This is a genomic window from Nocardia sp. FBN12 (assembly GCF_050320175.1).
Lineage (GTDB): Bacteria > Actinomycetota > Actinomycetes > Mycobacteriales > Mycobacteriaceae > Nocardia.
Map to the genome: position 1 here is coordinate 1,727,372 of NZ_CP190048.1, position 25,371 is coordinate 1,752,742.

The window sequence follows — 25,371 nt, forward strand, 5'->3', positions numbered from 1 at the left end:
CCGCGGTTGTGATCGGAGCTCGTCGCGCCTGATACCGTCGAAGCGTGCTCTCCACCGCCGCGACCTCGGGAAATTCGCCCACCGCCGACTCCGTCGAAGAACGAATTCTCGATGCCGCCCTCGTGCAGTTCGAGCGGGTGGGCGTGCGCAAGACGACGATCGAGGACATCGCCAAGGCGGCCGACGTCGACCGTGCCACCGTCTACCGGCGCATCGGATCGCGTGACGACGTCGTGCGCGCGGCCTTCGAGCGGGAGGTGCGCAGGCTGCTCGCCGACCTGGGCGAGATCCCGGCGCGCCACGACGCCTTCGACGACATCGTCGTCGACGTCTTCACCACCGTGATCACCCGCTGGCGCGCGCACCCGCTGGTCGAGCGACTGCTCACGCTGGAGGCTGATCGGCTGCTGCCGCAGCTCACCGTCGACGGAGCGTCGTTCTTCCTGCTCTCGGTCGCCACGTCCACCGAGATCATCCGAAAGGTGCTCGAGGACAACAGATTCCCCGACATTCCCGATCTCGGCGCCCGGGTCGAAGTGGTCTGCCGGGTGGTGCACTCGCTGATTCTGCAGCCGGTCGGCACCATCGACACCGGCTCGGAGCAGGCCCTGGCGGCCTTCGCCCGCGCCTACGTGGTCCCGATCCTTGTGACCGGGGCCTAGGCGCGGGCCTGCGCGTCCGGGGGAGCGGGCGAACGACCTCGTTCGCGCCGGCGTAGATGCGCGAGATGCGGCCGTCGGCCCGCATGCGCGCGATCGGGTACCCCTCCATGCAGCCGTATCCGCCGTGCAGCTGGATGCACCGGCCGATCACCGCTGATCGGTGGTCCGGCAATAGAGCGGACACCTGTTGGCGAAATGCCAATAGTCGAGGTCGGGAATTGACAAACGCCGCACGGTCCTGCGAAAGTACCAATTACTTGGACATCCAACTATTGGAAACCCTCCAACTGCGCACCCCGCGCGACCGACATCAACGGAGTAGGACTGGCATGGTTCGCGAACTCACGCACTTCATCGGCGGCAAGCACGTCACCGGCACTTCCGGCGCTTTCGGCGACGTCTTCGATCCGAATCTCGGGCAGGTGCAGGCCAGGGTTCCGCTGGCCAGCGCCGCAGAGGTGACCGCGGTGATCGACAACGCGGCCGCGGCGCAGCCGGTGTGGGCGGCGTTCAACCCGCAGAAGCGCGCCAGGGTGCTGATGAAGTTCGTGAACCTGGTCAACGACGAGATGGACAGCCTGGCCGCGCTGCTCTCGTCCGAGCACGGCAAGACCATCGCCGACGCCAAGGGCGATATCCAGCGCGGGCTCGAGGTCATCGAGTTCGCCATCGGTATTCCGCACCTGCTCAAGGGTGAGTACAGCGACAGCGCGGGCACCGGTATCGACGTGTACTCGATGCGTCAGCCGCTGGGTGTCGTCGCCGGTATCACGCCGTTCAACTTCCCGGCGATGATCCCGTTGTGGAAGGCGGGTCCGGCGCTGGCCTGCGGTAACGCGTTCGTGCTCAAGCCTTCCGAGCGTGATCCGTCGGTGCCGCTGCGTCTGGCCGAGCTGTTCCTCGAGGCGGGTCTGCCTGCGGGGGTGTTCAACGTGGTCAACGGCGGTAAGGAAGCCGTCGACGCGATCCTGCATGATCGTCGGATCAAGGCGGTCGGCTTCGTCGGTTCGACCCCGATCGCGCAGTACATCTACGAGACCGCGACGGCCAACGGCAAGCGTGCGCAGTGTTTCGGCGGCGCGAAGAACCACGCTGTCGTGATGCCCGATGCCGATCTCGACGACGTCGCCGATCAGCTGATCGGCGCGGCGTACGGGTCCGCGGGTGAGCGTTGTATGGCGCTGTCGGTGGCCGTGCCGGTGGGGGCCGAGACCGCGGATCGGCTGGTCGCGAAACTGACCGAGCGGGTGCACAAGCTCAATGTCGGCCGCTCCGACGACGCGGGCGCCGACTTCGGGCCGCTGGTCGGGCTCGACGGGGTGGACCGGGTCAACGACTACGTCCGGATCGGTGTCGACGAGGGCGCCGACCTGGTTGTCGACGGCCGCGGCCTGAGCGTCGAGGGTGCCGAGAACGGCTTCTTCGTCGGCGCGAGCCTGTTCGACAACGTCACCGCCGACATGCGGATCTACAAAGAAGAGATCTTCGGCCCGGTACTCACCGTGGTGCGCGCGAGCGACTACGAGGAGGCGCTGCGGTTGGTCGACGAGCACGAATACGGCAACGGCGTAGCCATTTTCACCCGCGACGGTGACACCGCGCGCGATTTCTCCGCCCGCGTGCAGGTCGGCATGGTCGGCGTGAATGTGCCGATTCCGGTGCCGATCGCGTACTTCACCTTCGGTGGCTGGAAGGGCTCGGGCTTCGGTGATCTCAACCAGCACGGCCCGGATTCGATCCGGTTCTACACCAAGACCAAGACGGTGACCCAGCGTTGGCCTGCCGGGCTCAAGGAGTCCAACGCGTTCGTCATCCCGACGATGGACTGAGCGGCGATGTTCACCCTCGATGCGGACGAACGCGCGATCGGCGAGACCGCGCGCCAGTTCGCCGACGAGTTCCTGGCACCGAACGCGCTGGATTGGGATGAGCGCAAACACTTCCCGGTCGACGTGCTGCACAAGGCGGGCCCGCTCGGGCTCGGCGGCATCTCGGTGCGCGCCGATGTCGGCGGCTCCGAACTGCGCAGGCTCGACGCGGTGCGGATCTTCGAACAGCTCTCGACCGGGTGTCCCTCGGTGGCGGCCTACATCTCGATCCACAACATGGCGACCTGGATGATCGATGCCTATGGCACCGAGCAGCAGCGGCACCGGTGGGTGCCACCGATGGCGTCGCTGGAGCTGCTCGGCAGTTACGCGCTCACCGAACCGGGTGTCGGGTCCGACGCGGCGGCCTTGAGTACCAAGGCCGTTCGCGACGGCGAGGACTACATCCTCACCGGCGCGAAGCAGTTCATCTCCGGCGCGGGCGCCAACGACGTGTACGTGATGATGGTCCGCACCGGCGGGGATGGCCCGCGCGGCATCTCGGCGCTGATCGTCCCGGCCGACACGCCGGGTCTGACGGTGGGACCGAACGAACGGAAGATGGGCTGGAACGCGCAGCCGACCCGGCAGGTGATCCTCGACGGTGCGCGGGTGCCGGTCGCCAACCGTCTCGGCGCGGAGGGCGACGGCTTCTCGATCGCGATGAACGGCCTCAACGGTGGCCGGCTCAACATCGCCGCGTGCTCGATCGGCGGTGCGCAGGCCGCGCTCGACAAGACGGTCCGCTACCTGTCCGAACGGCACGCCTTCGGAAAACCCTTGGTGCGCAACGAGGCACTGCAGTTCGAGCTGGCCGATATGGCCACCGAACTGGAGGCGGCGCGGACCCTGCTGTGGCGGGCCGCGGCCGCGCTCGACGACGACGCCCGGGACAAGGTATCGCTGTGCGCGATGGCGAAGCGTTTCGCCACCGACACCGGCTTCGAGGTGGCCAACAAGGCGCTGCAATTGCACGGCGGCTATGGCTACCTGCACGAATACGGCCTGGAGAAGATCGTGCGCGACCTGCGGGTGCACCAGATCCTCGAGGGCACCAACGAAATCATGCGGGTGGTTGTCGCCCGCTCGCTGATCGGAGCAGCATGACCGACGAAGTCCTGATCGCCGTCCGTGACGGTCTGGGTCTGATCACCCTGAACCGGCCCAAGGCCATCAACGCCCTCAATCACGCGATGACACTGGCCATCACCGACGCGTTGCGGTCCTGGGCCGACGACGACGCGGTGCGCGCCGTCGTGGTGACCGGCGCGGGTGAGCGTGGACTCTGCGCGGGCGGCGACATCGTCGCCATCCACGCCGACGCGAAAGCCGGTACGGCGGGCGCCGATTCGCCGACCGGGCGGTTCTGGCGCGACGAGTACCACCTCAACGCGCTGATCGGCAGCTACCCCAAGCCGTACGTGGTGATCATGGACGGCATCGTGATGGGCGGCGGGGTCGGCCTGGCCGGGCACGGCAGCCACCGCATCGTCACCGAGCGCTCGAAGATCGGGATGCCCGAGGTCGGCATCGGTTTCGTCCCCGACGTCGGCGGCACCTACCTGCTCTCGCGGGCACCGGGCGAGATCGGCACCCACGTCGCGCTCACCACTGCGCGGATGACCGCGGGCGACGCTATCGCGACCGGATTCGCCGACTACTACGTGCCCTCCGACGCACTGCCCGAGCTGCTCGACGCGCTGGGCACCGTGGGTGTGGAGGCGGCGATCGCGAAGTTCGCCGAGGCCGCACCGTCGTCGGACCTGCTCGCGCAGCGAGGCTGGATCGACGCCTGCTACAGCGCCGACACCGTCGAGGAGATCGCGGCGCGACTGCAGGCAGACCAAGCGCCACAGGCGGTCGCGGCGGCCGGTGACCTGCTCGCGAAATCGCCTGTCGCGCTCAAGGTCACGCTGCGCGCGCTGCGAGCGGCGCAGGACCTGCCGAGCCTCGAGGCAGTACTCGACCAGGAATACCGGGTCTCGGTCGCCGCGCTCGGCTCACACGACCTGGTCGAGGGCATTCGCGCCCAGGTGATCGACAAGGACCGCAATCCCCAGTGGCGACCCGCGACCCTCGCCGAGGTGACCGACGATCAGGTGGCGGCCTACTTCGCCGATCTGGGTGCGGCGGAACTGGATTCGATGGCAGCGGAGGCTCGGCGATGACGAAGAAGATCGGTTTCCTCGGGCTCGGCCACATGGGCGGCCCGATGGCGGCGAACCTGGTGCGCGCGGGCTACGACGTGCTCGCCTACGACCCGGTGCCCGCCGCGCAGGAGCAGGCGCGCGCCGACGGCGCGACCGTAGTGGACACCGCCGCCGCGGCTGCCGCTGACCGTGACGTGGTGATCACCATGCTGCCCAACGGCAAACTCGTCCTCGACGTCTACGCCGAACTGCTGCCCGCCGCTACGCCGGGCACGCTGTTCATCGACTGTTCCACCATCGACGTCGCCGACGCGAAAGCAGCTGCGGCACTGGCTGTCACGGCCGGTCACCGCCCGCTGGACGCGCCGGTCTCCGGTGGCGTCGCCGGGGCGACCGCGGGCACCCTCACCTTCATGGTGGGTGGCGCGGCCGCCGATTTCGCCGACGCGGGCGATGTCCTGGGCGTGATGGGCGGCAAGGTGGTGCACTGCGGTGACGCCGGGGTCGGTCAGGCAGCGAAGATCTGCAACAACATGCTGCTCGGGATCTCCATGATCGGGCTGTCGGAGGCACTGGTGCTCGGTGAACGGCTCGGCCTGAGCCACCAGTCGTTCTTCGACGTGGTCTCCACCGCATCCGGCCAGAGCTGGGCACTGACCAGCTACTGCCCGGTGCCCGGACCCGTGCCTGCCAGTCCGGCCAACAACGACTACCTGCCGGGCTTCGCCACCGCGCTGATGTCGAAAGACCTCACCCTGGCCGCGAACGCGTTGCAGGCCAACGGGATCGACGGTCAGCTCGGCGAACTCGCGGCCGCGATCTACGCGCGGTTCAACCAGACCGACGCCGGGCGGGACTTCTCCGCCATCATCACCGACATCCGCGACCGTTCCGGAGAATCCGACTCACTCGGAGACGAACGAGGGTAGTCACAAGGAAATCGCGTAGGCCCGGCCCAGGACAGTTCATCCCTGGGCCGGGCCGCGATGTGCCGTCAGTCCACGAGGGACGGAAGGACCAGATCTCGGTAGCGCTGTTTCATCGTCTCGATCACGGCATGGCCGTCGCTGGACCACACTTCGGCGTTGAAGATCTCGATCTCGACGTCGCCGCGGTACCCGGCGTCGCGAACCCACCGACCGATAGTCGTGAAGTCGATGACGCCGTCGCCCATCATGCCCCGCGACAGCAGCGGATCGGCGGTCATCGGGTTCAGCCAGTCGCACACCTGATAGGAACTGATCCGCTCGGCTGCGCCGGCTTGCGCGATCTGTTCGGCCAGGGTCGGATCCCACCAGAGATGGAAGGTGTCGACCACGACACCCACGGTCTGCGCCGGATGCGGTCGCGCCATCGACAATGCCTGCGCCAGGGTGGAAATCACCGCGCGGTCGGCGCAGAACATCGGATGCAACGGTTCGAGGGCAAGGCGGACACCGCGCTCGGCCGCGTACGGGACCAGCACGGCGAGCCGCTCCTCGACCCGCGCCCGCGCGCCCGCGAGGTCGCGGTCCGGCATTCCGCCCATCACCATCACCAGTTCCCGCGTGGCCAGCGTCGCCGCGTCGTCGATGGCACGGCGGTTGTCGTCGAGTGCCGCCTGTTCGTCGTTCGATGCGGTCAGGAAGCCGCCGCGGCACAGGCTGGATACGCGCAACCCCGCATCGGTGACGATCTTCGCGGCGGTGGCGGCACCGACCTCGTCGACCCGATCGCGCCACAGCCCGATCGCGCCGAGCCCCGCGCGGGCGGCCCCGTCCACCGCCTCGGCCAGGGTCCACTTCTTCGTCGTCGCCGTGTTCAACGACAGCGACCGGTACGGGTCGGCCAGATCGAATGGCATGTGCTGTGCCGCAACCGATGTCATGATCGGAATCCGTTCAGTTCGAGGTAGACCCGCATGCGGTGCGCGGCCAGTTCCGGGTCCGACAGCAGTCCGGCCTTGTCCGCGAGCCGGAACAATTCGGCCGTATGCGGCACAGATCGCCCCGTGGACAGTCCTGCCACCATCGAGAAGCCCGCTTGCTTGCCGTTGAGCCACGACAAGAAGGCGATACCGGTCTTGTAGTAGTACGTCGGTGCCGCGAAGATGTGGCGACCGAGCTCCTGGGTGGAGCTGAGGATCTCCGACGCACGCGCCACATTGCCGTTGTCGATTTCCTGCAACGCGGTGGACGCGGCCGGGTAGATCGCCGCGAAGACGCCGAGCAGCGCATCCGAATGTCCTTGCGCGTCACCGATGATCAGCTCGGGATAGTTGAAGTCGTCGCCGGTGTACAGCCGAACCCCGTCGGGTAGCGCGCGTCGAAGTGCGATCTCGTGTGCCGCGTCGAGCAGTGAGACCTTGACCCCGTCGATCTTCGATCTGTTGTTCTCGATGAGTGCGCGGAACGTCTCGGTGGCGGTATCGACATCGGCGCTGCCCCAATATCCCTGCAGCGCAGGGTCGAACATGGTGCCCAGCCAGTGCAGGATCACCGGTCGATCGACACTGCCCAGCAGTTTCTCGTAGACGTACACATAGTCGGCGGCCGAACGGGCGACCTGGACGAGTGCGCGCGAGGCCATCAGGATCACCTGCGCGCCCGCCTCTGTCACCACGTCGATCTGCTCGCGATAGGCATCGACGATCCTGGCGAGTCCGGCCGACCCGGCGGGGATTCCGGCGAGGTCGAGCTGATCGGTCCCGGCTCCGCAGGCGAGCCTGCCGCCTGCCGAGGCCGCCTCGGCGCCGGATCGCCGGATCAATTCCGCGGTCGCCCGCCAGTCGAGGCCCATGCCGCGCTGTGCGGTGTCCATGGCGTCGGCGACCCCGAGCCCGTAGGACCACAGCTCGTGCCGGTAGGCCAGCGTCGCGTCCCAGTCGACAGTCGCGGGCGCACCCGGTGTGTTGTCGGCCGTCGCGCACGGAATCACATGCGCGGCGGCGAAAGCCACGCGCGAGGTGATCGGCTGCGCCGGCCGCGTCCAGGTGCCCGGCGCACCGAGAACGTAAGGGTGGAGGCCGCCGTCGACGGGCAGCATGACCGACAGCCCCGTGGACGTCGTGGTCACAGCGTGACCTCCGGGATCTCGATCCGGCGGCCCTCAGCGGAGCTGCGCAGGCCCAGTTCGGCCAGTTGAACCCCGCGTGCGGCCGACAACAGCCCGTAACGGTGCGGCCGTTCGTTCACGACATCGGTCAGGAATTCCTCCCATTGCAACTTGAACCCGTTGTCCAGATCCGCGTTCGCCGGCACCTCCAGCCACTGATCACGGAACGGCTCGGTGACCGGAAGATCGGGATTCCAGACCGGCTTTGGCGTATGCGAGCGATGCTGCGCGACGCACTTGCGCAACCCTGCGACCGCGGAGCCGTGGGTTCCGTCGATCTGGAACTCGACGAGCTCATCGCGGTACACGCGCACCGCCCACGACGAATTGATCTGCGCGACAACGCCGTTTTCCATCTCGAAGATCCCGTAGGCGGCATCGTCGGCGGTGGCCGGATAGGGCTTGCTCTGTTCGTCCCATCGAGTGGGGATGTGGGTGGTCGCCTTCGCGGTGACCGCCTCGACTTTGCCGAGCAGGCCCTCGAGCACGTAGTTCCAGTGACAGAACATGTCGACGACGATGCCGCCACCGTCTTCGGCCCGGTAGTTCCAGCTGGGTCGCTGGGCGGGTTGGCCGTCGCCTTCGAAGACCCAGTAACCGAATTCGCCGCGCAGCGAGAGGATCCGGCCGAAGAAGCCTTCGTCGACGAGCCTGCGCAACTTCACCAGGCCCGGCAGGTAGAGCTTGTCGTGCACGACTCCCGCGGTGACGCCGGCGTTCGCGGCCACCCGGGCGAGCTCGACGGCCTCGGCCAGCGTTTCGGCGGTCGGCTTCTCGGTGAAGACGTGTTTGCCCGCTTTCATCGCCGCCGCGAGCGCCTCGGCGCGACGCGAGGTGACTTGCGCGTCGAAATAGATGTCGATGGACGGATCGGCGATGACGGCGGCCGCGTCGGTGCTCCATTCGGCGATGCCGTGTTCTTCGGCGAGTTCGGCGAGCTTGGCGGCATTGCGGCCGACCAGGATCGGCTCGACCTGGACGCGGCTGCCATCGGGGAGCAGCAGTCCGCCGCCGTCGCGGATCGGCAGGATCGATCGCATCAGGTGCTGGCGGTAGCCCATGCGACCGGTGACGCCGTTCATGGCGATGCGGAGCGTGCGCGGGGGAGTGGAATCGGGCATTGTTGGTGTGCCTCTTCTGATTTTGCGTGGCTGACGACCGCAGAATGGGTCGTGGACGGTATGCGGGACCCGTATACGTCGAGTGGACAAGTCAGCGTCGGAATGCGCTTTCCAAGCTATGCTAGTCACGAACTTCGGTCAACCCCACGCGCACTGAGAGAACGAGGCACGAAGCCATGGCGGCTGTGAGATTGCAAGACGTAGCGACCAGGGCGGGCGTTTCCCAGGCAACCGCGTCACGCGTACTCAACGGATCGTCACGGGTGCCCGGCGAGGGCGTCGCCGACCGGGTTCGCGCCGCCGCCGCCGAATTGGGATATGTGGCAAATGCCCAGGCCCAGGCGCTGGCGCGGTCGTCGACCGGGCTCATCGGGCTCGTCGTGCACGATATCGCCGACCCCTACTTCTCCTCGATCGTGCAGGGCGTCCAGGCAGCAGCGCGCAGAGCGGGCAAACTCGTGTTGCTGGCGAGTACGCAACGCGATTTCGATATCGAACGCGAGTCCGTGAGCACGTTCATCTCGCACCGCGCCGACGCGATCATCCTGGCGGGTTCTCGCCAGAGCGGAGACCTCGACCGCGATCTCGAGAAGGAATGCGCGCGGTATCTGGACAACAGCGGCAAGGTGGTCGTGATCGGCCAACCGCTGTCCTTCGGCGCCGCCGTGGAGCCCGAAAACTATGTGGCATCAGCACAATTGGCGCATGCCTTGCTCGCGCAGGGTCACCGGGATTTCGCCGTCATCGGCGGGCCTGGCCACATCAGGACTGCCGTCGACCGGCGCAACGGCTTCGTCGAAGCGCTGGCGACGCAGGGCGTGACACCGCTGGTGGAGATCGCGGGGGACTTCTCCCGCGACGGGGGTTTCAGCGCCGCCCGCAGGCTCTCGGCCGCGTTGGATCTGCATCCGGGGCAGGTCGGCAACATCGTGCCCTGCGTCTTCGCGGTCAGCGATGTGATGGCGATCGGGGCGATCGCGGCGTGGCGTGAGCTCGGCCTCGCGGTGCCCGACGATGTCTGCGTCGCCGGGTTCGACGACATCTTGACGCTGCGCGACCATGTGCCCGGTCTGTCGACGGTGGCGCTGTCGCTGGTCGAGATCGGCGAGCGCGCCGTCGCGCTCGCGCTCGACGATTCCGCGACGGCCTCGCGGGCACACGAATTCGTGCCCGGCCGGGTGATCCTGCGCGACAGCACCATTTTTCGATAGCTCTGACCTGCGATAATCCGAAACCCTTGACACTGTGGGGCCGGTCACACTAGCCTCGGCTCCAGCGTCGGAAAGCGCATTCCCAGCGGGTGCAGTTCGAACCCCGCTCCACTACTAGCTTTAGGACTCCAGATGGCGGTAGTCACGTCCGTCGAGGCCAGTTCCTCAGCACCGAAAGCGACGCAACCCGTTCGCGCCCGGCGCCCAAAGCTCCCCTCCCCATCCACTCTGTGGTCGACCGTGTGGCGGCCGCTCGCCCTGGTGGCGGTGCTCATCGTCGCCTGGTGGGCGGTCACCGAGTTCGAGCTCGTCGAGCCCTACATTCTGCCGTCGCCGGCGGATACCTGGCGCACCGCCGTCGACAATTCGGCCTATCTCCTCGACAACACCTGGGTCACGGCCTACGAGACGGTGGTCGGTTTCATCATCGCCGCACTGATCGGCGAAGCCGTCGCCCTGGTGATGATCTACTCCCGCGGTGTCGAGCGAACGATGTACCCGCTCATCCTTTTCGCGCAGGTCATTCCGAAAATCGCGATCGCGCCGCTGTTCATCGTCTGGCTCGGATTCGGCACCAGTCCGAAAATCCTCGTGGCCGTGCTGATGGCATTCTTCCCGATTGTCATCTCCGGTATGGCCGGGCTGCGCTCGGTGGATCCAGAGATCCTCGAACTCACCTCCACGATGGGTGCGAGCAATTGGAAGACGTTCGTGAAAGTGCGTTTTCCCGCATCACTGCCGCAATTGATGTCCGGACTGAAGATCGCCGCCACCCTCGCGGTCACCGGCGCCGTGGTCGGCGAATTCGTCGGCGCCAACGAGGGGCTCGGCTACGTGATCCTGCAAGCCAACGGAAATATCGACACGGCAATGCTGTTCGCCGCCCTGATCATCATGTCCATGCTTGGCATCATCCTGTTCGCGATCATCGAGATCGCCGAGCAGTTCCTCATTCCCTGGCACGCCTCCCGTCGATCCACGGCCTCGGTCGTCGGTGCCGCATGAGCATGTCGAACAACCGTATTCGCGCCACAGCTGGAGAAATCGCATGAAATTCCGAAACCGCACACTCACGACGATCGGCGCCGCGGCGGTGGCCTCGGTCCTGGCATTGACCGGCTGCGCAGGCGGCGGCGACGACACGAAGGATCCCGGCACCGATGGGAAGACCACCGCCGTGTCGCTGATGCTCAACTGGTACCCCTACGGCGAGCACGCCCCGTTCTATTACGGGGTGCAAGAAGGGATCTTCGCCAAACACGGTATCGATCTGAAGATCTCGGCGGGACAGGGTTCCACCAAGACCGCGCAGGCCACCGGCTCGAAGCAGACCGACTTCGGCTGGGCCGACACTCCGGCCGTACTCAGCAATATCGACAAGGGTGTCAAGATCAAGAGCGTCGGGGTCTTCCTGCAGACCACGCCGTCGGCGGTGCAGGTGTTCGCCGATTCGAATATCCGGACGCCGGCCGATCTGGTGGGTAAGACCATTGCCGTCTCCGCGGGTGACGCGCCGACCACCACCTTCCCGGTCTATCTCGACAAGGCGGGCGTCGCGGCAGATCAGGTGACCCAGCAGAGCCTCGACTCGGCGGGCAAGATGTCGGCGATGCTCTCGGGCCGCGTCGACGGGCTGATCGGATTCGCGCACGACCAGGGCCCCACCATCGCGAACAAGAGCGGCAAAGAGGTTCGCTACCTGCGGTATTCGGACCAGGGCCTGAACTTCTTCAGCAACGGCCTGATCGCCAACCAGGCCACCATCGAATCCTCGCCCAAACTGGTCCAGGCCATGGTGGACGCGACGAGCGAGGCCTTCGCCGCCGCGGTCGCGAAGCCGGAGGCAGCGGTCGCCGCGATGGAAGGCAAGGACCCGCAACTGCCGCCGCAGCAGGTGCTGCTCCAGCAGTGGCAGCAGACCATCCCGCTGCTCAGCACCCCGGACACCGTTGGCAAGGCGCCGGGAACCAACGCCGAGGCGAATTGGCGTGCCACCGTCGAGGTGCTGAGCACCGCGAAGCTGCTCGACAAAGCCGAGGACCCGGCCAAGTACTGGGACTCGAAGTTCACGCCAACCCCCACGCCGTGACCGGAGCAGTGACGAGATGAGCACACCACCCAACACCATCGCCCGCACCGACACCGCAGTCGCGGTGGACGATCTGACCGTGCGGTTCGCGTCCAAACGCGGCGAGGTCACCGCGCTGCGGAATGTGGATCTACGGGTCCGCCCAGGCGAATTCGTGTCGATCGTCGGCCCGTCGGGCTGCGGCAAATCGACGCTGCTGAAAGTCGTCGCCGGTCTCACCGAAGCGAGCGGGGGCAGCGTAGAACTCGGCGGCGCCCCCGTGCGCGGGCCGCAGCGCAATATCGGTTATGTCTTCCAGCGCGCCGCACTGCTGGAATGGCGAACCGTCCGCAAGAACATCCTGCTCCAGGCCGAGATGCGCGGCATGAACAAGCGCGCCGCCGCGGCCGAATGCGCGCGTCTGATCGAGATGACCGGACTCAGCGGGTTCGAGAACGCCCTGCCGCACGAACTCTCCGGCGGTATGCAGCAACGGGTTTCGCTGTGCCGGGCCCTGCTGCACGAACCGGAAGTGCTGCTGATGGACGAGCCGTTCGGCGCGCTCGACGCGCTCACCAGGGAACGGATGAACGTCGAGCTGCATCGGATCTGGCGCGAGACGGGCACGACGGTGCTGCTGGTCACCCATTCGGTGGCCGAGGCCGTCTACCTCGCCAACCGGGTGGTCGTGATGAGCCCGAGGCCGGGCCGGATCATCGAATTGCTCGACGTCGACCTGCCCGCGCATCGGGATTACGCCACGACGATGGAAACGCCGGAATTCATCACGGTCGCCAACCGGGTCCGGGATCTGCTCGGCTCGGTCGCACAAGCGGACTGATCGCCGACCCCCGTCGACTCGCTGAGAGGAAGTCAACCGCGTGAGGGTTCTGGTCGCGCCGGACAAATTCAAAGGAAGTCTCTCCGCGGCCGAGGTGGCCGACCGGCTGGCGGCGGGCTTGGCGGTGGCGGGGGTCGACAGTGTCAGGATGCCGCTGGCCGACGGCGGTGACGGGAGCGTGGACGCCGCGGTAGCGGCCGGGTTCGCGCCGCATCCGGTGCTGGTGGCCGGGGCGGCGGGAACACCGAGCTCCGGGCGGATCGCCGTCGGCGACGGCACCGCGGTGGTGGAGGTCGCCAACACCTGCGGCCTCACCACCTTGCCGAACGGCCGTGCGCTGCCGCTGGATACGAGCAGTCTCGGGATGGGACAAGCTATTTCGCAAGCGTTGCGCTTTCGGCCACACCGGCTGGTCCTCGCTCTCGGTGGCAGTGCCAGCACCGACGGCGGCATGGGGCTCCTCGCGGCGCTGGGCTTCACCTTCGCCGACGCGAGGGGAAGACAGCTGCGCGCGTGCGGACGGAACTCGATTCGAGTCCACACCGTCGACTCGTCTCGGGTGGTGAATCTGACCGGCGTCGAGATCGTGGTCGCCAGCGATGTCACCAACCCCTTGCTCGGACCGGCCGGTGCGGCGGCCGTGTACGGACCGCAGAAGGGGGCGAGCGCCGCCGAGGTGCGACTGCTCGACGCGGGCCTGACCAAGCTCGTCGAGGCGTTCGCCCGTAGTGGCTACCCGGACGCGATGACTGTCGCGGCCACAGCAGGAGCCGGCAGCGCGGGCGGGATCGGTTTCGCCGCGCTGCTGCTCGGCGGCACCATCGTGTCCGGTGCCGAGTTCTTCCTCGAATTGTTCGAGTTCGATCGGCACCTGCCGGGCTTCGACCTGGTGATCACGGGGGAGGGAAGTATCGATGAGCAGACAGCCAACGGCAAACTGCCCACGGTGCTCGCCCGACGCGCACACCCGGTGCCGGTCGTCGCCGTCGCCGGCCGGAGCACGCTGTCCCCAGCGCAATGGGGCCCGGCAGGATTCGCCGGTATCCATTCGCTCGGCGACTACACCGACAGGAATACCGCCGATGACCCAGAACTGACCCGGGAACTGCTGACCCGGATCGGCAGGCAGATCGGTCAGGCCGCGATCACGCCCACCACCGCCGGCCATCGTGCCGAACTGTCGGAGTGCTGACGGGTGCGCGGCTCACCCTTTGAGTCGCAGCACCGCCAGCACCCGCCGGTGGCGCGTATCCGACGGTGGCAGATCGAGTTTGGTGAAGATGTTGCCGATGTGCTTCTCGACGGCCCGCTCGGTCACGGTGAGCGAGGTGGCGATGGCGTTGTTGGTGAGTCCCTGTGCCATCAGTTCGAGGACCTCCCGTTCGCGCGGGGTGAGCCGGGCGAGCGAATCCTGTTGCCGGGACGCGCCCATCAGCTGACTCACCACCTCGGGGTCGAGTGCGGTGCCGCCGGTGGCGACCCGGTGCAGTGCGTCGACGAAGTCACCGACGTCGGCGACGCGGTCCTTGAGCAGGTAGCCGACGCCACTGGCGCCTGCGGCGAGAAGTTCTGTCGCGTACCGGGTTTCGATCCACTGCGAGAACACCAGCACGCCGGTGTCCGGATATTTCCGGCGCAGTTCGATGGCGGCGAGCAGGCCCTCGTCGGTGAAGGTGGGCGGCATCCGCACATCCACCACCGCGACATCGGGCCGGTGGGCTTCGACGACCACGCTCAACGTCGTCGCGTCGCCGACCATCGCCACCACCTGGTGTCCGCGTTCGGTGAGCAGCCCGGCCAACCCGTCGCGCAGGATGGCGCTGTCCTCGGCGATCACCACCCGCAGGGGTGCGCCGCCCGTGGTCACTGCGGGCCCTCGTTCGGCAGGATCATGGTCACCACGGTAGGCCCACCGGCGGGGCTGTCGACGGTGAGCGTGCCGTCGACAGCGAGCGCACGGGCGGCGAGCCCGGCCAATCCGCTGCCGGTCACGGTGTGCGTGCCGGGTCGGGGCGCACCACCGATTCCGTTGTCCCGCACGGTGACCGCGATAGATCGCAGGCTGTTGGGCAGCACGGTCACGGTGGCCCGGTTCGCGTGCGCGTGTTTGACCACATTGGTGAGTAGCTCGGCGACGGAGAAGTAGGCGATCGCCTCGATGGCCGGGCTCGGCCGCCGTGGTATCTGCACGCGCAGGTCGACCGGCACCGCGCAGCGAGCGGTGAGGGTCTCCAGCGCCGGGCCGAGGCCCAGCTCGAGCGCGGGTGGATGGATGCCGCGGACCAGTTCGCGCAGTTCGGTCAGCGCCTCCTTGGAGTTGGCACGTGCCTCGGCGATGAGGTCACGGGCATCGCCGCCGGCGGCCAGGCGTTCTTCTGCCCGGCCCAGCGCCATGGCGATGGTGACCAGCCGGGCTTGCGTGCCGTCGTGCAGGTCGCGCTCGACGCGGCTCAGGGTGGCGGTCGCGTCGTCCACCGCGGCCCGCCTGCTGGCCCGCAGTTCTACCAGTTGCCGGTCGCGCGGTGTCGCCGCCAACAGGTGGACGATCAGCAACCGATGCAACCAGCACACGCCACGGACCAGCCACGGCAGCGCGAAGCACAGCACGATGCCGATACCGGACAGGGCGAGCGCGCGTGGCCAGGTGTCGATGTAGAACGATCCGAACTGGGCGAGGCTGTGGCGCTCCACGCCGTTGCCGTCCACCTGGACCGGATCGAACAGCACCCAGGGAATGGGCGAGATCGCCGTGAAACCGACTATCGCGATCACCACGAGAACGACGTAGCCCACCGCGACGCCGAGCACGGACTGCGCCAGCAGGAACAGCAACGCGCGCCAGCTCGGTCGATCGGTGAACGCGCTCTTCAGGAAGCCGAAGAACCCGCTCGCCCGGATGAAATCCGGTGGCGGTTCGACCGAGGTGTCGAGCAGTGTGCGGCCGAGGAACCGGTAGATCCGGCCCCATACCCGCCCGCCGAGCAGAATTGTCGCCAGCAACGGAATGCCGATGAGAAAGATCGACGCGTACAGACCGCCGCCGAACCCGAAGAACAGGTAGCACACGGCCACGCAGCCGAGGACGAACGACAGGACCAGATAGGCGAGCTCCTTCCAGGTCCTGGCCTCGATCGGCGCGCGCAATACCGCGGCCAGCGGTCCGGTCCGGCGGCGCGGTTCGTCCGGCGTGGCGGTGAGCGCAACGGTCGGTTCGCCGGCGATGTCGACCACGACAGTCGGCTCGGCTGGTGTCTCGGTCATGGCTCCATGGTTGTCGTCGTGGCGCGGAATTTCGATCGAGCTGTCCACCGAGTCGGTGGTGTGGCCAGCTACACCCGCTAGCGCCTGTTGGGCCGCGCCGACTCGATCCGGGCGGCGAGTTCGACGAGGTCCTCGGCCGGGCCGGTAGGGGGGGTTCTGCGGTGCCAGATGGCCCGGAACTTCCTGGTCAGGGTGATCCCCTCGGCCAGTCGCACCTCGTGCAGGGTGCCGGCGCGCAGTTCGTGCGCCACTATCAGGCGGCTCACCACCGCGGGCGCGGTACCGCTGCGGGCGGTGGTGAGAATGGCCGCCGCCGAGCCGAGTTCGGCTGCGGGCCGGGCGGGGGTGCCGTGGATCTCGAGTGCCTCCCAGACCGTGTCGCGGGTGCCGGAACCCTTCTCGCGCCACAACAGTGGGGTGTTGGCGAGTTCGCGCAGTGTCACCGCGCGGCGCCGGGTGGCCCACGGGTGATTCGGCGCGACGACCACGGCGAGTTCGTCGGCCACGAGGACCCGGCTGCCCAGTCCAGCGGGGGAGTGGGGGCCCTCGACGAAGCCGAGCTCGGCCTCGCGTGCGTGGACCGCCGCCGTCACCTGCTGGGAGTTCGCCACGTCCAGTTCCACCGCCAGTTCGGGGCGTAGCTTCCGCAGGGCCGACAGCCAGTGCGGAATACGGTGGTCGGCAATGGTTTTCGAGGCCATGACGCGCAGACTCGGGTGCAGCGCGCGGTGCAGTTCCGCGACGCCGTCCATCAGCGTGGCACCGGCGGCCAGCACCGGACGGGCGAGTTCGACCACGTCGTAGCCCGCGTCGGTCAGGTCCGAACCGGTGGGCCCGCGATCGAGCAGACGCAGCTGTAATCGCCGCTCCAACGCGCTGATTCGCATGCCGACGGCAGGTTGGCTGATTCCGTGCCTGCGCGCGGCCGCGCCGAGGCTGCCCAACTCCGCGACCGACACCAGCAGGTCGAGCACCTCCAGGTCGGGCGTTCCCCTCGGCAAGCTCATAAGGAAACCTTACGAGGCGATGGATATCGACCGCTACCCGAGCAGGCACCCGGCGACCAGGCTTGTCCCTGTCCGCGCATGGTGGACGAAGTACAGCGAGGAGAACACCGTGACATTCGTGATCGGCGCCGCCTGCGTAGACATCCTCGACCGGGCCTGCATCGAGGAATGCCCGATCGACTGCATCTTCATCGGCGATCGCATGGCCTACATCCAGCCCGACGAATGCATCGACTGCGGCGCATGCGAACCGGTCTGCCCGGTCGAGGCGATCCACTACGAAGACGATCTCCCCGCCGGCCAAGACCAGTTCATCATCGAAAACCGGCGATTCTTCGACGAGCCCCTACCCGGCCGCCCCCTGCCGCTTGGCCAACCCGGCGGCGCCGCGACGATCGGCCCCCTCGGCACGGACACGAACTTCGTCCGGAACTACCAGCCGTGAGGCGCGACGGTGGCCGACGCGACGCCGCGTCCGGCCACCGCCGCGCGGACTGGGCGGAAACACAGATCCCCGAGAACTACGCGGGCTGATCGCCTGGTCGGTCTCGCATCGCCTGGGTGTTCAGCACGTCGACCTCGCAGCCTGGCGAGGTGGGGTCGAAGCCGTGCTCGACCAACCAGCGGACTCCCAGCAGGCTTCGCAACGACCACCACGCCCGGATCACATCGAGGTCGATATCGGTGCCGTACCCGGCGATGACATCGCAGAGGTGTTCCTCATGCCCGAGCGTGAGGGTGGCGAGGTCGTACATGGCATCGCCGCGAGCCGCCTCGGACCAGTCGATCACACCGGTGACCTCGTCACCCTCGACGAACACATGGGCGGCTTGGAGGTCGCCGTGGATGAACACCGGCGCACATGGCCGAAGTGCGGCTTCGGCAATCCGGCGGTTGGTTGTGACCACGTCGGTCGGGAGAACGCCGTTCGTGATGAGCCACTCGCATTCGCCGTCGAGCTCGCGCGTGAGCTCGTCGAGGTTGCGACCGGGCCAGGGTGGTAGCGGCGCGTCGTGCAGCCGCCGGACCGTGGCCCCCGCCGCGGACCATGCGGCCGACGACGCGGTCGATGGCCGACCGAGGCGGCCGAGTGCTGTACCCGGCAGTGCGGCGAGCGCGAGTACTGGCGGTGTGTGCCACAGGATCTCCGGTGTCGGAATCGGTGCGCCGACCATCGCGGCGACCTCCACATCGGTGTGCTTCTGATCGATGTCGATCTTCAGGAACACGTCGCCGACGCGCACTGTCGCGCGCTCATGATGGGCGACAACGACTTCGACCTTTTCCACGTCGGCCATTGTGGCTGGGATGGTCACCGGTGTCGCCAGGTTTTCGGTGGGTGCTCGGTGTCGGTGCGGAGATCCAGCCTTCGCAGGTGACCGGGGTGGCGGTCCCGTTGTTTCGGGTGTGCACGCGCGGGTAGCGCGGTAGGAGACCGCGAGCAGAAAGGTGACGTAGTGCCGGAGACCACCGAACCGGCCAGGAACTCTGAGGCGTCGATTGCCTCGGGGCGTTGCTGATGGTCGACGACGTCGAAAAGCGTGGGTCCGACGACGGGGAATACCGGCGGGCCGCGCTGTATGTCGTGTGTGTGGTCGGCGTCGCGGCGCTTGTCTTCGCGGCGGTGAATGTGTGGGCGGCGAACCGGGGCGCGTGCGCGCAGGCGCATACCCACCTGTGTGACACCCCAGCCGAGTCGGCCGTCGTGATCGGTCCCTCCGTCATTCTGCTGCTCGGGGGCATCGGCGCGTTCGTCCGGACCTACCAGCGGTGGCGCGACGGCTACTCATGGCGGACATGGCAGGGCGCCGGCTGGTTTCTGTTCATTCTGATGACGGCCTACCTGGCGATCGGGGCCGGCACCATCGCAGCGTAGCCCCGCCGACGATGTCGCATTCACACTGCCGGGTGGTTGGCGGTTGCCGGGGCCGTCGTGTGGGACAGCGCCCGAACGGGACGCGCTGACCCCGGCAACCGCCCGCCCGCCGGTCAGGAGTTCGGCCATCCTGTTCCCGGCGGCGGTCGGTGGGTCGATCTACACCGCGCGATACCCGAGCGCATCGGGTCGAAACAGGACCACCACGGCCTCTCTACGATCTGTTCTGTTTCAGACTGCCGACAGCGAGCGATCCGTTCGCTAGTGGCTCCTGCTTCTCCACGGCGTGGACATAATTGCTGGGATCCTTGTCGACCGGCCGCACACCGGCGTAGTGGCGCGCTTCGTAGGCTGCGAAGGTGACGGCCAGTCGATGGCGTTGCGGTACCGCGGCCAGCCGGCGGAATTCGGTGAGGCCTTCGCGCTCTTCCTCGGCCATGTGGTCGCTGTTGGCGAGGTTGGCCGCCGCGACGGCCGCGTACCAGTCATCGGTGCCGACCTGGTGGTGCGCGACGTCGGCCACCGCGTCTCTGATCTCGTTGTGATCGTGGATGGCGTCGAGCGTCTCGTCCTCCACCACGCCCGTGCGCCTGGCCGCGATGCCCGTCTCGAGCAACGCGGGGTAGAAGATCTCCTCCTCGGCCTGCGCGTGTAGCTCGAGGAAGGCCGCGAGCCTGTCCCAGATCGACGACAGCGCATCGGTGTCGGTGCGATCGATCTGTTCCAAGATCGCGAACAGCCGGCGCTGCTCGTGGTGGTCGTCAAGGATCAGCTCGGTGATGTCCACGATTCCTCCCTGATTGTCAGGTCAGCATGGATCGCCAGGGCAGCTGGCATTTCGACGATAACGCACCGCCGCCGCATTCCTGGTCAGCGCCCTTGCCGCCGATAGGCTGGATCGGTTCATCACCGACGCACCACGTCCGAGACGAGAAGGGGATTCATGTTGTCGACTCGCGGAATCGCGGCCACCGTGACAATCGGTGTCGTCATCGCTTTCCTGGGTGCCGGAACAACGGCCGCTCAGCCCCGAGCACTTGGCCCGACACAGTCGCCGCACGGAATCGCCGAGGGAGGCCGGCACGCCGTCGAGGCTATCGGCGACAGCGACGAAGGCGGCAAGCCGGAGAGCGACTCCGACGGGAAGGGCAAGGGGAAAGGAAAGGGCGAGGGCAAAGGCAAGGGCAAAGGTCCCGTCCTCACCGAGTGAGACGCGTCCGATTACCGTGATTGAGCGGCGTAGGCGCGGGTAGAGCGGGATATGGAGGAGGTATAACTATGGCTTCCATGGATCCTGATCCCGCTCGCATCCCTGATCTGGAGGCGGGTGGTGGTGTGCCACCCGGCTCGACGCCGCCGGAGACGCCCCAGACCTCGGGACTGTCGGCACCGGAGCCCCGGACTCGGCACAGATTCCCGCCGACCGGCGTCGCCGCGGTAGTGGTGACAGTGCTGATCGTGGCGCTGTTCGTCGCCGGCGCGGTGGCGATCCTGTTCGCGCTTTGAGCCGGCCGTGCGGCGTGCTCGTGACGAACAGGACGAGGCCTCGACCGGGGTAGGACCCCGCCCTGGCACAGCCGATCAGGCGTCGCCGAATCCCCGCTCCGGCGCGCGGCTGTTTGGGACGCGGATTTCGAGGTACCACGACGGTGCGGCCGTAGGTCGCGCGAGCGGGTCAACACATCGTCGAAGGAGGAGAAGTTCATGGATCCCCTGGACATCATCGCTCAGTGGCGTCGGGACATCGCGCTTGCCGACGGCGGCGGCGAGGAGGCCGCGATACAGCGGTTGCGTGGCGAGTGGTCCGAGGCAGCGGGCGTCGACGCGCAGGACGCGCTGACCTTGACTCCCGAGCGCGACGAATCCAGTCGGCGTACCGGAACCACGGACGACGATCGGACCTGATCGGTTCGCAGGGGCAGTTCGGCAACACGATCGCGCGGTGCTCGCCCTCTTCTTCGCGCGCTGAGCAGATCAGTGCGGCAGCGGTGCGGTCGCTGGGCCTTCCAGCACCGCACCGTCCGGCGCGAAGCGGGAGCCGTGCAGCGGACAGTCCCAGGTCTTCTCGGCATCGTTCCAGTTGAGAATGCCGCGCAGGTGCGTGCAGACCGCCGACACCGTGTGGGTCTCACCAGCGACGGTGCACAGCGCCCTCGGGTGCAGGCCATGACGTTCGACCCTGCCCTCTCCTTCGAGCGGCGGCGTCGCGGCGTCGGTGCCGAGCAGGTGCAGCCATCCGGTCGACAGGTGCCGCGCCACTGCGGCATTGGCCTGCACACCGGCGAACAGCGTCTTCACCGCACCGGAACGCCAGCCGTCGTAGGCTCGCGACCACGCGGGCCTGCGGTCGGTCAGTCGGCCGGCCAACACCAGCGCGGCGGCGACGCCGTTGGTGATGCCCCACTTGGCGAATCCGGTCGCGCACTGCACCTCGTCGGCACCCAGCTGTACCGCGCCGACGTAGGGCAGTTCGGAGATCGGGTGGTAGTCCTGCGCGGACCAGCGATCGAGTAGCCGCGCGCCGGGGAACCAGCGATCCGTCCAGTCCAGCAACTCCGTGACCTGATCGGCCTCGGAGCCCACGCGGCCGACGTCGTGGCCGCTACCACCGACCAGCAGGACATCGCCGGCTTCGGCGGGGCACCAGCGCAGCGAACGAATCGGCTGACCCGCGCTGATGAACATCTCGTGCGGAATCGGCCCTGGAACCTCGAAGGCGGCCAAATAGGACCGCTGGGCCGTGAGTTGCGCCGCGAGGCCGAGCCGGTCGAACACCGGCGAGCCGGTCGCCACGATGGCGTTCGCCGCCGAGACCTCGCCCTGGTCGGTGCCGATCACGACGCCACCGTCGCGCCGGCGAAGTCGCTGTGCGCGAGTCGATTCGAAAATCCGGCTACCGCGCGCCTCGATATCGCCCGCGAGCGCGGTGAGAACCGCGACCGGATCGACCTGCGCCTGCTCCCTGAGCTGGACACCGCCGTGCGTGGGGAAACCGACCTCGAACTCGTCGATCAGCTGGGTGGGCAGGCCCACCGCACGGGTGGCCTCGTACTCGGCGCGGACCGCCGCGAACTCGTCGGCATTCTGCGCGTAGGTGACCGCGGGAACGCGCTGCGTATCGATCCCGTGGTCGATACAGAATTCGAGCAACCAGTCGAAGCCCGCCTGATTCGCGGCCAGATACTGCGCCAGAACGCCGATGCCGTGCCGGCGGGCGATGGCCTGTGCGCGAGTTCCCTGCAGCAGTGAGATCTTCGCGGTGGATGCGCCGGTCGTGACGGCGCCGAGCTGACGTGCCTCGAGGACGGCGACCTCGCGGCCCTGCTCGGTCAGGAGAAACGCGGTGGTCAGTCCGACGATCCCGGCGCCGATCACCACGGTGTCGACCTCGATGTCACCGGCGAGCGGAGGGCGGGCCGGCGTCTCTGCGAACCAATACGATGTCATGCGGGCCGCATACCCCGATACGCCGAACGAAACGACGCACAGGTCGACAGCACGCGGTTCAGTGTCTGCCCTCGGCGAATTCCTTGACGATCTCGGCGCAGAAGGCGGGCAGGTCGGTGGGGTTTCGGCTCGACACGAGGCCGTTGTCGGTCACGACTTCCTGGTCGACCACGGTGCCACCCGCGTTGCGGATGTCGGTGCGCACGCTGGGGTAGGCGGTGAGGGTGCGGCCGCGGACGGCGTCGGCTTCGACGAGGGTCCACGGTCCGTGGCAGATGACGCCGATCGGTTTGCCGGTGGCGGCGAACTCCTTGACGAAGGCGACCGCCGCGGGGTCCTGGCGTAGCTTGTCAGGGTTGGTGGTGCCACCGGGGAGCAGGAGCGCGTCGAAGTCGTCGACGGCGGATTCGGCGACGCGTCGGTCCACCGTGAAGGTGTCGCCTTTCTCGACGTCGTGATTCATGGCCTGGATGGTGCCGCTCTGGAGGGAGAGCAGGGCGGTCGTGGCGCCCGCGTCCTCGACGGCTGCGCGTGGCTGGACGAGTTCGACCTGTTCGACTCCGTCGGTGGCCAGGATGGCGACGTGCTTTCCGGTCAGTGGTCGCTGGGGCATCGTGCACTCCTTCGTGGGAATCGGGTTGCCTACGCGGGCAACAGTTTTCGACATCTCACCGACATCGCGATCACTTGTCCCCGCGGTCGGCTCTCGCGTCCGGGTACCCGCCCTCGGCGAGATCGGCGAGCCGCGACAACGATTCGCGGTTCCGTGGCACGAGCAGCATCGACTGGACCGCGTGCGGCAACAATCGACTCGGCCCGCGAACGGCCTGTTCGGTCATCACGACCTCACACGAGGTAAGGCCGATGGCGCGTAGCTCCACCCGGACGACCGCGCCGCCGATCGGCCAGAGCCTGGCGTCGAGTTCGATGCTGTGCGGCGGATCGAGGGCGCGGACCTCGGTCGTGTCCCCGATGGTGCACGGCCACGGCCCGACACTGTGATGAATTCGAGCTCCCACATCCGGCCACGAGTCGTCCACACCGCGGATGTGCGAGGCACCGACGACCCAGCTCGCGTAGGACCAGCCGTCGGCCAGCACCGCGAACACCTCGTCCACCGGCGCCTGAATTGTGCGCGTCACCTCGACCATGTCGTGGATCGCCTCCTCGGCTGGTTCGTCCCGCTCGGTCACACCGGCGCTTACCCGGTCCCGCGACTCCGAATCGTCAGCAACACGGTGAGGCTCCCACCGAGTTGTCAGGGAAGACCCGGAGCGGGCGCCTGTTTGGGAAACCCACAGCGAGGTACCGCGACCATGTCGCCGAGTCTTCCGCCGTGCGCGCGACAAGCCGAACCGTCGAAAGGATCTCTGATGGGCGCACCTCTGCAAGCTCTCGCCCTGGTCTGCACACTCAAGCCATCGCCCGCCCCGTCGAGCAGTGCCCTCATCGCCGATCAAGTACTCGACGCGCTGGCCTCGCACGGTGTCGAAGGTGAGTCGGTACGGGTCGCCGACTTCGACGTCCGCCCCGGGGTCGGTGCCGACGAAGGCGAGGGGGATCAGTGGCCACAGATCCGGCGTCGTGTGCTCGACGCCGACATCGTCGTGCTCGCCACCCCGACCTGGCTGGGCCACCTGTCGTCGGTCGCGCAGCGCGTGCTGGAACGGCTCGACGCCGAACTGTCGAACACCGACGACGCGGGCAGGCCCGCCATGTTCGGCAAGGTCGGCGTCGCGGCGATCGTCGGCAACGAGGACGGCGCGCACAAGATCGCCGCCGACACCTTTCAAGCGCTCGACGACATCGGGTTCACCATCCCGGCCCAGGGTTGCACCTATTGGAACGGTGAGGCGATGGGCGGCATCGACTACAACGACCTCGACGAAACCCCCGACGCGGTCCGCGAGACCACCCGCACCCTGGCCCGCAACGCTGCCCACCTCGCCGACCTGCTGCGGGCACAGAACTATCCCGCCGGCTGACTCTGCGCCATGCAGGAAGCACCCGCGATGTAGCCCCCGGAATTCGGGTCACCGGGAAAGACACGAGCGAGAGGGGGCATCCGGTGATTTCGGCGCCGGTGCGTATTCGGTCCCAGTCGGGGTAAGCGCACCGTGCTTGTGTTGTCGATGATGGGAGGCGTCATGGTGGATGTCGACGAAAAAGTGTCGACCGGCGGCGGACGGTTGCAGATCCCGCGTAGCCGGGGCGCGCTGGGCGGGCTCGCGGTGCTGCTCCTCGGAATCTGGGGCGCACTCATCCCGTTCATCGGGCCGTATTTCGATTTCGCGTACACCCCCGACGAGGCGTGGGTCTGGTCCTCGGCCCGCGGCTGGCTACAGGTCCTGCCCGGGGCCGTCGCGATCGTCGGTGGGCTGCTCATGCTGATGAGCCGCAACCGACTGGTCGCGAGTTTCGGTGGCTGGCTGTCGGTGGCGGCAGGCGTGTGGTTCGTGATCGGGCCGTTCCTGGCCGACCTGCTCCGTCTCGGAGACATCGGCGAGCCGGTGGCGGCATCGGATCTGAAGCGCGCGCTGCTGCAGTTGACGTTCTTCTACGGACTCGGCGCGCTGATCCTGTTCTTCGCGGCGAGCTCGCTGGGACGTCTGTCGGTGCGCAGTGCCCGAGATATCGCGTTCGCCGAACGCACACGTGGCGTAGACCAGCGCCGCGTGGTCGAGGAAAAGGTACCCGCCGACGGCGACTATTCCGCTACCCGCGGGCTGCGCCCCACCGACATCCGGCACCGGCCGGTCTGACGGC

Annotated in this window: 28 protein-coding genes and 1 pseudogene; 17 read left to right on the forward strand and 12 right to left on the reverse strand. The window is 67.6% G+C overall.

The genetic code is table 11. The features are described from left to right. Nucleotides 1-44 precede the first annotated feature (44 nt). On the forward strand, nt 45-662 hold the full coding sequence (locus ACQHI0_RS08520) for a TetR/AcrR family transcriptional regulator (RefSeq protein WP_427907386.1): 618 nt from the start codon (nt 45-47) through the stop codon (nt 660-662). 22 nt (nt 663-684) lie between these two features. On the opposite strand, the pseudogene ACQHI0_RS08525 reads toward ACQHI0_RS08520, so the two are convergent. Continuing rightward, nucleotides 685-816: pseudogene (locus ACQHI0_RS08525) on the reverse strand (acyl-CoA dehydrogenase family protein); the annotation flags it as partial. A gap of 175 nt (nt 817-991) precedes the next feature. Here ACQHI0_RS08525 and ACQHI0_RS08530 point away from each other — a divergent pair. Genes ACQHI0_RS08530 through mmsB form a run of 4 tightly spaced genes read left to right on the forward strand, consistent with a single transcriptional unit; the run spans nt 992 to nt 5,609 of the window. After that, nucleotides 992-2,491, forward strand: coding sequence for a CoA-acylating methylmalonate-semialdehyde dehydrogenase (locus ACQHI0_RS08530; RefSeq protein ID WP_427907387.1), 1,500 nt, complete (start codon nt 992-994; stop codon nt 2,489-2,491). Between the two features lie 6 nt (nt 2,492-2,497). Next, nucleotides 2,498-3,637 (forward strand): acyl-CoA dehydrogenase family protein, encoded by a 1,140-nt coding sequence (locus ACQHI0_RS08535; protein ID WP_427907388.1) that lies wholly within the window; start codon nt 2,498-2,500, stop codon nt 3,635-3,637. Next, nucleotides 3,634-4,698, forward strand: coding sequence for an enoyl-CoA hydratase/isomerase family protein (locus ACQHI0_RS08540; protein ID WP_427907389.1), 1,065 nt, complete (start codon nt 3,634-3,636; stop codon nt 4,696-4,698). Before ACQHI0_RS08535 ends, ACQHI0_RS08540 begins: the two co-directional genes overlap by 4 nt. Next, a complete protein-coding gene (mmsB, locus tag ACQHI0_RS08545; protein ID WP_427907390.1) occupies nt 4,695-5,609 on the forward strand; it encodes a 3-hydroxyisobutyrate dehydrogenase in 915 nt (304 codons plus the stop codon). Before ACQHI0_RS08540 ends, mmsB begins: the two co-directional genes overlap by 4 nt. A gap of 65 nt (nt 5,610-5,674) precedes the next feature. On the opposite strand, the gene ACQHI0_RS08550 is transcribed toward mmsB, so the two are convergent. Genes ACQHI0_RS08550 through ACQHI0_RS08560 form a run of 3 tightly spaced genes read right to left on the reverse strand, consistent with a single transcriptional unit; the run spans nt 5,675 to nt 8,894 of the window. Continuing rightward, complete coding sequence (locus ACQHI0_RS08550) at nt 5,675-6,547, reverse strand: sugar phosphate isomerase/epimerase family protein (RefSeq protein WP_427907391.1); 873 nt, start codon at nt 6,545-6,547, stop codon at nt 5,675-5,677. Beyond that, on the reverse strand, nt 6,544-7,734 hold the full coding sequence (locus tag ACQHI0_RS08555; RefSeq protein WP_427907392.1) for a dihydrodipicolinate synthase family protein: 1,191 nt from the start codon (nt 7,732-7,734) through the stop codon (nt 6,544-6,546). Before ACQHI0_RS08555 ends, ACQHI0_RS08550 begins: the two co-directional genes overlap by 4 nt. Beyond that, nucleotides 7,731-8,894, reverse strand: a complete 1,164-nt coding sequence (locus ACQHI0_RS08560; protein ID WP_427907393.1) for a Gfo/Idh/MocA family protein — start codon at nt 8,892-8,894, stop codon at nt 7,731-7,733. Before ACQHI0_RS08560 ends, ACQHI0_RS08555 begins: the two co-directional genes overlap by 4 nt. Nucleotides 8,895-9,070: 176 nt before the next feature. Here ACQHI0_RS08560 and ACQHI0_RS08565 point away from each other — a divergent pair, with 176 nt between their 5' ends. The 5 genes from ACQHI0_RS08565 to ACQHI0_RS08585 all read left to right on the forward strand — a co-directional run bounded on the left by ACQHI0_RS08565 (nt 9,071) and on the right by ACQHI0_RS08585 (nt 14,206). Then, nucleotides 9,071-10,105 carry a LacI family DNA-binding transcriptional regulator gene (locus tag ACQHI0_RS08565; protein ID WP_427907394.1) on the forward strand — a complete coding sequence of 345 codons (1,035 nt, stop codon included), beginning with the start codon at nt 9,071-9,073 and terminating at the stop codon, nt 10,103-10,105. A gap of 240 nt (nt 10,106-10,345) precedes the next feature. Next, a complete protein-coding gene (locus tag ACQHI0_RS08570; protein WP_427907395.1) occupies nt 10,346-11,110 on the forward strand; it encodes an ABC transporter permease in 765 nt (254 codons plus the stop codon). A 43-nt stretch (nt 11,111-11,153) separates the two neighbouring features. Further along, the gene (locus tag ACQHI0_RS08575; protein WP_427907396.1) at nt 11,154-12,194 is read left to right on the forward strand and encodes an ABC transporter substrate-binding protein; all 1,041 of its coding nucleotides are present in this window, start codon (nt 11,154-11,156) and stop codon (nt 12,192-12,194) included. 16 nt (nt 12,195-12,210) lie between these two features. Beyond that, nucleotides 12,211-13,014, forward strand: coding sequence for an ABC transporter ATP-binding protein (locus ACQHI0_RS08580; RefSeq protein WP_427907397.1), 804 nt, complete (start codon nt 12,211-12,213; stop codon nt 13,012-13,014). A 40-nt stretch (nt 13,015-13,054) separates the two neighbouring features. Continuing rightward, the gene (locus tag ACQHI0_RS08585; RefSeq protein ID WP_427907398.1) at nt 13,055-14,206 is read left to right on the forward strand and encodes a glycerate kinase; all 1,152 of its coding nucleotides are present in this window, start codon (nt 13,055-13,057) and stop codon (nt 14,204-14,206) included. 12 nt (nt 14,207-14,218) lie between these two features. Here ACQHI0_RS08585 and ACQHI0_RS08590 read toward each other — a convergent pair whose 3' ends face one another. The 3 genes from ACQHI0_RS08590 to ACQHI0_RS08600 form a co-directional block, all read right to left on the reverse strand. Next, complete coding sequence (locus ACQHI0_RS08590; RefSeq protein ID WP_427909114.1) at nt 14,219-14,860, reverse strand: LuxR C-terminal-related transcriptional regulator; 642 nt, start codon at nt 14,858-14,860, stop codon at nt 14,219-14,221. Nucleotides 14,861-14,877: 17 nt separating this feature from the next. Next, nucleotides 14,878-16,275 carry a sensor histidine kinase gene (locus ACQHI0_RS08595; RefSeq protein WP_427907399.1) on the reverse strand — a complete coding sequence of 466 codons (1,398 nt, stop codon included), beginning with the start codon at nt 16,273-16,275 and terminating at the stop codon, nt 14,878-14,880. 77 nt (nt 16,276-16,352) lie between these two features. Continuing rightward, nucleotides 16,353-17,282 (reverse strand): LysR family transcriptional regulator, encoded by a 930-nt coding sequence (locus tag ACQHI0_RS08600; protein WP_427907400.1) that lies wholly within the window; start codon nt 17,280-17,282, stop codon nt 16,353-16,355. A 109-nt stretch (nt 17,283-17,391) separates the two neighbouring features. Between ACQHI0_RS08600 and fdxA the strand changes: the two genes are divergently transcribed. Beyond that, entirely contained in the window at nt 17,392-17,727 is a 336-nt protein-coding gene (fdxA, locus tag ACQHI0_RS08605; RefSeq protein ID WP_427907401.1) for a ferredoxin, read from the forward strand. A 76-nt stretch (nt 17,728-17,803) separates the two neighbouring features. Here fdxA and ACQHI0_RS08610 read toward each other — a convergent pair whose 3' ends face one another. After that, on the reverse strand, nt 17,804-18,580 hold the full coding sequence (locus ACQHI0_RS08610) for a phosphotransferase family protein (protein WP_427909115.1): 777 nt from the start codon (nt 18,578-18,580) through the stop codon (nt 17,804-17,806). Between the two features lie 221 nt (nt 18,581-18,801). On the opposite strand from ACQHI0_RS08610, the gene ACQHI0_RS08615 reads away from it, so the two are divergent. Next, on the forward strand, nt 18,802-19,158 hold the full coding sequence (locus ACQHI0_RS08615) for a hypothetical protein (protein WP_427907402.1): 357 nt from the start codon (nt 18,802-18,804) through the stop codon (nt 19,156-19,158). 214 nt (nt 19,159-19,372) lie between these two features. Here the strand turns inward: ACQHI0_RS08615 and ACQHI0_RS08620 are convergent, their stop codons facing one another. Beyond that, the gene (locus ACQHI0_RS08620; protein WP_427907403.1) at nt 19,373-19,945 is read right to left on the reverse strand and encodes a hemerythrin domain-containing protein; all 573 of its coding nucleotides are present in this window, start codon (nt 19,943-19,945) and stop codon (nt 19,373-19,375) included. A gap of 156 nt (nt 19,946-20,101) precedes the next feature. Here ACQHI0_RS08620 and ACQHI0_RS08625 point away from each other — a divergent pair, with 156 nt between their 5' ends. The 3 genes from ACQHI0_RS08625 to ACQHI0_RS08635 all read left to right on the forward strand — a co-directional run bounded on the left by ACQHI0_RS08625 (nt 20,102) and on the right by ACQHI0_RS08635 (nt 21,063). Next, the gene (locus tag ACQHI0_RS08625) at nt 20,102-20,368 is read left to right on the forward strand and encodes a hypothetical protein (protein WP_427907404.1); all 267 of its coding nucleotides are present in this window, start codon (nt 20,102-20,104) and stop codon (nt 20,366-20,368) included. 68 nt (nt 20,369-20,436) lie between these two features. Further along, on the forward strand, nt 20,437-20,664 hold the full coding sequence (locus ACQHI0_RS08630) for a DUF6480 family protein (RefSeq protein WP_427907405.1): 228 nt from the start codon (nt 20,437-20,439) through the stop codon (nt 20,662-20,664). 198 nt (nt 20,665-20,862) lie between these two features. Further along, nucleotides 20,863-21,063 carry a hypothetical protein gene (locus tag ACQHI0_RS08635; RefSeq protein ID WP_427907406.1) on the forward strand — a complete coding sequence of 67 codons (201 nt, stop codon included), beginning with the start codon at nt 20,863-20,865 and terminating at the stop codon, nt 21,061-21,063. Nucleotides 21,064-21,132: 69 nt separating this feature from the next. On the opposite strand, the gene ACQHI0_RS08640 is transcribed toward ACQHI0_RS08635, so the two are convergent. The 3 genes from ACQHI0_RS08640 to ACQHI0_RS08650 form a co-directional block, all read right to left on the reverse strand. After that, nucleotides 21,133-22,605 (reverse strand): FAD-dependent oxidoreductase, encoded by a 1,473-nt coding sequence (locus tag ACQHI0_RS08640; protein WP_427907407.1) that lies wholly within the window; start codon nt 22,603-22,605, stop codon nt 21,133-21,135. Between the two features lie 58 nt (nt 22,606-22,663). Then, on the reverse strand, nt 22,664-23,218 hold the full coding sequence (locus ACQHI0_RS08645) for a type 1 glutamine amidotransferase domain-containing protein (protein ID WP_427907408.1): 555 nt from the start codon (nt 23,216-23,218) through the stop codon (nt 22,664-22,666). Between the two features lie 70 nt (nt 23,219-23,288). Continuing rightward, nucleotides 23,289-23,798: an SRPBCC family protein gene (locus tag ACQHI0_RS08650; RefSeq protein WP_427907409.1), complete on the reverse strand. Its 510-nt coding sequence runs from the start codon at nt 23,796-23,798 to the stop codon at nt 23,289-23,291. A gap of 180 nt (nt 23,799-23,978) precedes the next feature. Here ACQHI0_RS08650 and ACQHI0_RS08655 point away from each other — a divergent pair, with 180 nt between their 5' ends. Both ACQHI0_RS08655 and ACQHI0_RS08660 read left to right on the forward strand, forming a co-directional pair. Beyond that, on the forward strand, nt 23,979-24,590 hold the full coding sequence (locus tag ACQHI0_RS08655; protein WP_427907410.1) for a flavodoxin family protein: 612 nt from the start codon (nt 23,979-23,981) through the stop codon (nt 24,588-24,590). A gap of 162 nt (nt 24,591-24,752) precedes the next feature. Continuing rightward, on the forward strand, nt 24,753-25,367 hold the full coding sequence (locus ACQHI0_RS08660) for a hypothetical protein (protein WP_427907411.1): 615 nt from the start codon (nt 24,753-24,755) through the stop codon (nt 25,365-25,367). Nucleotides 25,368-25,371: the final 4 nt, after the last annotated feature.

What these genes read in the sequence shown, in the direction of transcription:
- ACQHI0_RS08530 (WP_427907387.1), top strand. Translation starts at nt 992, where the DNA reads ATGGTTCGCGAACTCACGCACTTCATCGGCGGCAAGCACGTCACCGGC.
- ACQHI0_RS08535 (WP_427907388.1), top strand. Translation starts at nt 2,498, where the DNA reads ATGTTCACCCTCGATGCGGACGAACGCGCGATCGGCGAGACCGCGCGC.
- ACQHI0_RS08540 (WP_427907389.1), top strand. Translation starts at nt 3,634, where the DNA reads ATGACCGACGAAGTCCTGATCGCCGTCCGTGACGGTCTGGGTCTGATC.
- mmsB (WP_427907390.1), top strand. Translation starts at nt 4,695, where the DNA reads ATGACGAAGAAGATCGGTTTCCTCGGGCTCGGCCACATGGGCGGCCCG.
- ACQHI0_RS08550 (WP_427907391.1), bottom strand. Translation starts at nt 6,547, where the DNA reads ATGACATCGGTTGCGGCACAGCACATGCCATTCGATCTGGCCGACCCG.
- ACQHI0_RS08560 (WP_427907393.1), bottom strand. Translation starts at nt 8,894, where the DNA reads ATGCCCGATTCCACTCCCCCGCGCACGCTCCGCATCGCCATGAACGGC.
- ACQHI0_RS08565 (WP_427907394.1), top strand. Translation starts at nt 9,071, where the DNA reads ATGGCGGCTGTGAGATTGCAAGACGTAGCGACCAGGGCGGGCGTTTCC.
- ACQHI0_RS08575 (WP_427907396.1), top strand. Translation starts at nt 11,154, where the DNA reads ATGAAATTCCGAAACCGCACACTCACGACGATCGGCGCCGCGGCGGTG.
- ACQHI0_RS08580 (WP_427907397.1), top strand. Translation starts at nt 12,211, where the DNA reads ATGAGCACACCACCCAACACCATCGCCCGCACCGACACCGCAGTCGCG.
- ACQHI0_RS08595 (WP_427907399.1), bottom strand. Translation starts at nt 16,275, where the DNA reads ATGACCGAGACACCAGCCGAGCCGACTGTCGTGGTCGACATCGCCGGC.
- ACQHI0_RS08600 (WP_427907400.1), bottom strand. Translation starts at nt 17,282, where the DNA reads ATGAGCTTGCCGAGGGGAACGCCCGACCTGGAGGTGCTCGACCTGCTG.
- ACQHI0_RS08610 (WP_427909115.1), bottom strand. Translation starts at nt 18,580, where the DNA reads ATGGCCGACGTGGAAAAGGTCGAAGTCGTTGTCGCCCATCATGAGCGC.
- ACQHI0_RS08615 (WP_427907402.1), top strand. Translation starts at nt 18,802, where the DNA reads ATGGTCGACGACGTCGAAAAGCGTGGGTCCGACGACGGGGAATACCGG.
- ACQHI0_RS08625 (WP_427907404.1), top strand. Translation starts at nt 20,102, where the DNA reads ATGTTGTCGACTCGCGGAATCGCGGCCACCGTGACAATCGGTGTCGTC.
- ACQHI0_RS08630 (WP_427907405.1), top strand. Translation starts at nt 20,437, where the DNA reads ATGGCTTCCATGGATCCTGATCCCGCTCGCATCCCTGATCTGGAGGCG.
- ACQHI0_RS08635 (WP_427907406.1), top strand. Translation starts at nt 20,863, where the DNA reads ATGGATCCCCTGGACATCATCGCTCAGTGGCGTCGGGACATCGCGCTT.
- ACQHI0_RS08640 (WP_427907407.1), bottom strand. Translation starts at nt 22,605, where the DNA reads ATGACATCGTATTGGTTCGCAGAGACGCCGGCCCGCCCTCCGCTCGCC.
- ACQHI0_RS08645 (WP_427907408.1), bottom strand. Translation starts at nt 23,218, where the DNA reads ATGCCCCAGCGACCACTGACCGGAAAGCACGTCGCCATCCTGGCCACC.
- ACQHI0_RS08655 (WP_427907410.1), top strand. Translation starts at nt 23,979, where the DNA reads ATGGGCGCACCTCTGCAAGCTCTCGCCCTGGTCTGCACACTCAAGCCA.
- ACQHI0_RS08660 (WP_427907411.1), top strand. Translation starts at nt 24,753, where the DNA reads ATGGTGGATGTCGACGAAAAAGTGTCGACCGGCGGCGGACGGTTGCAG.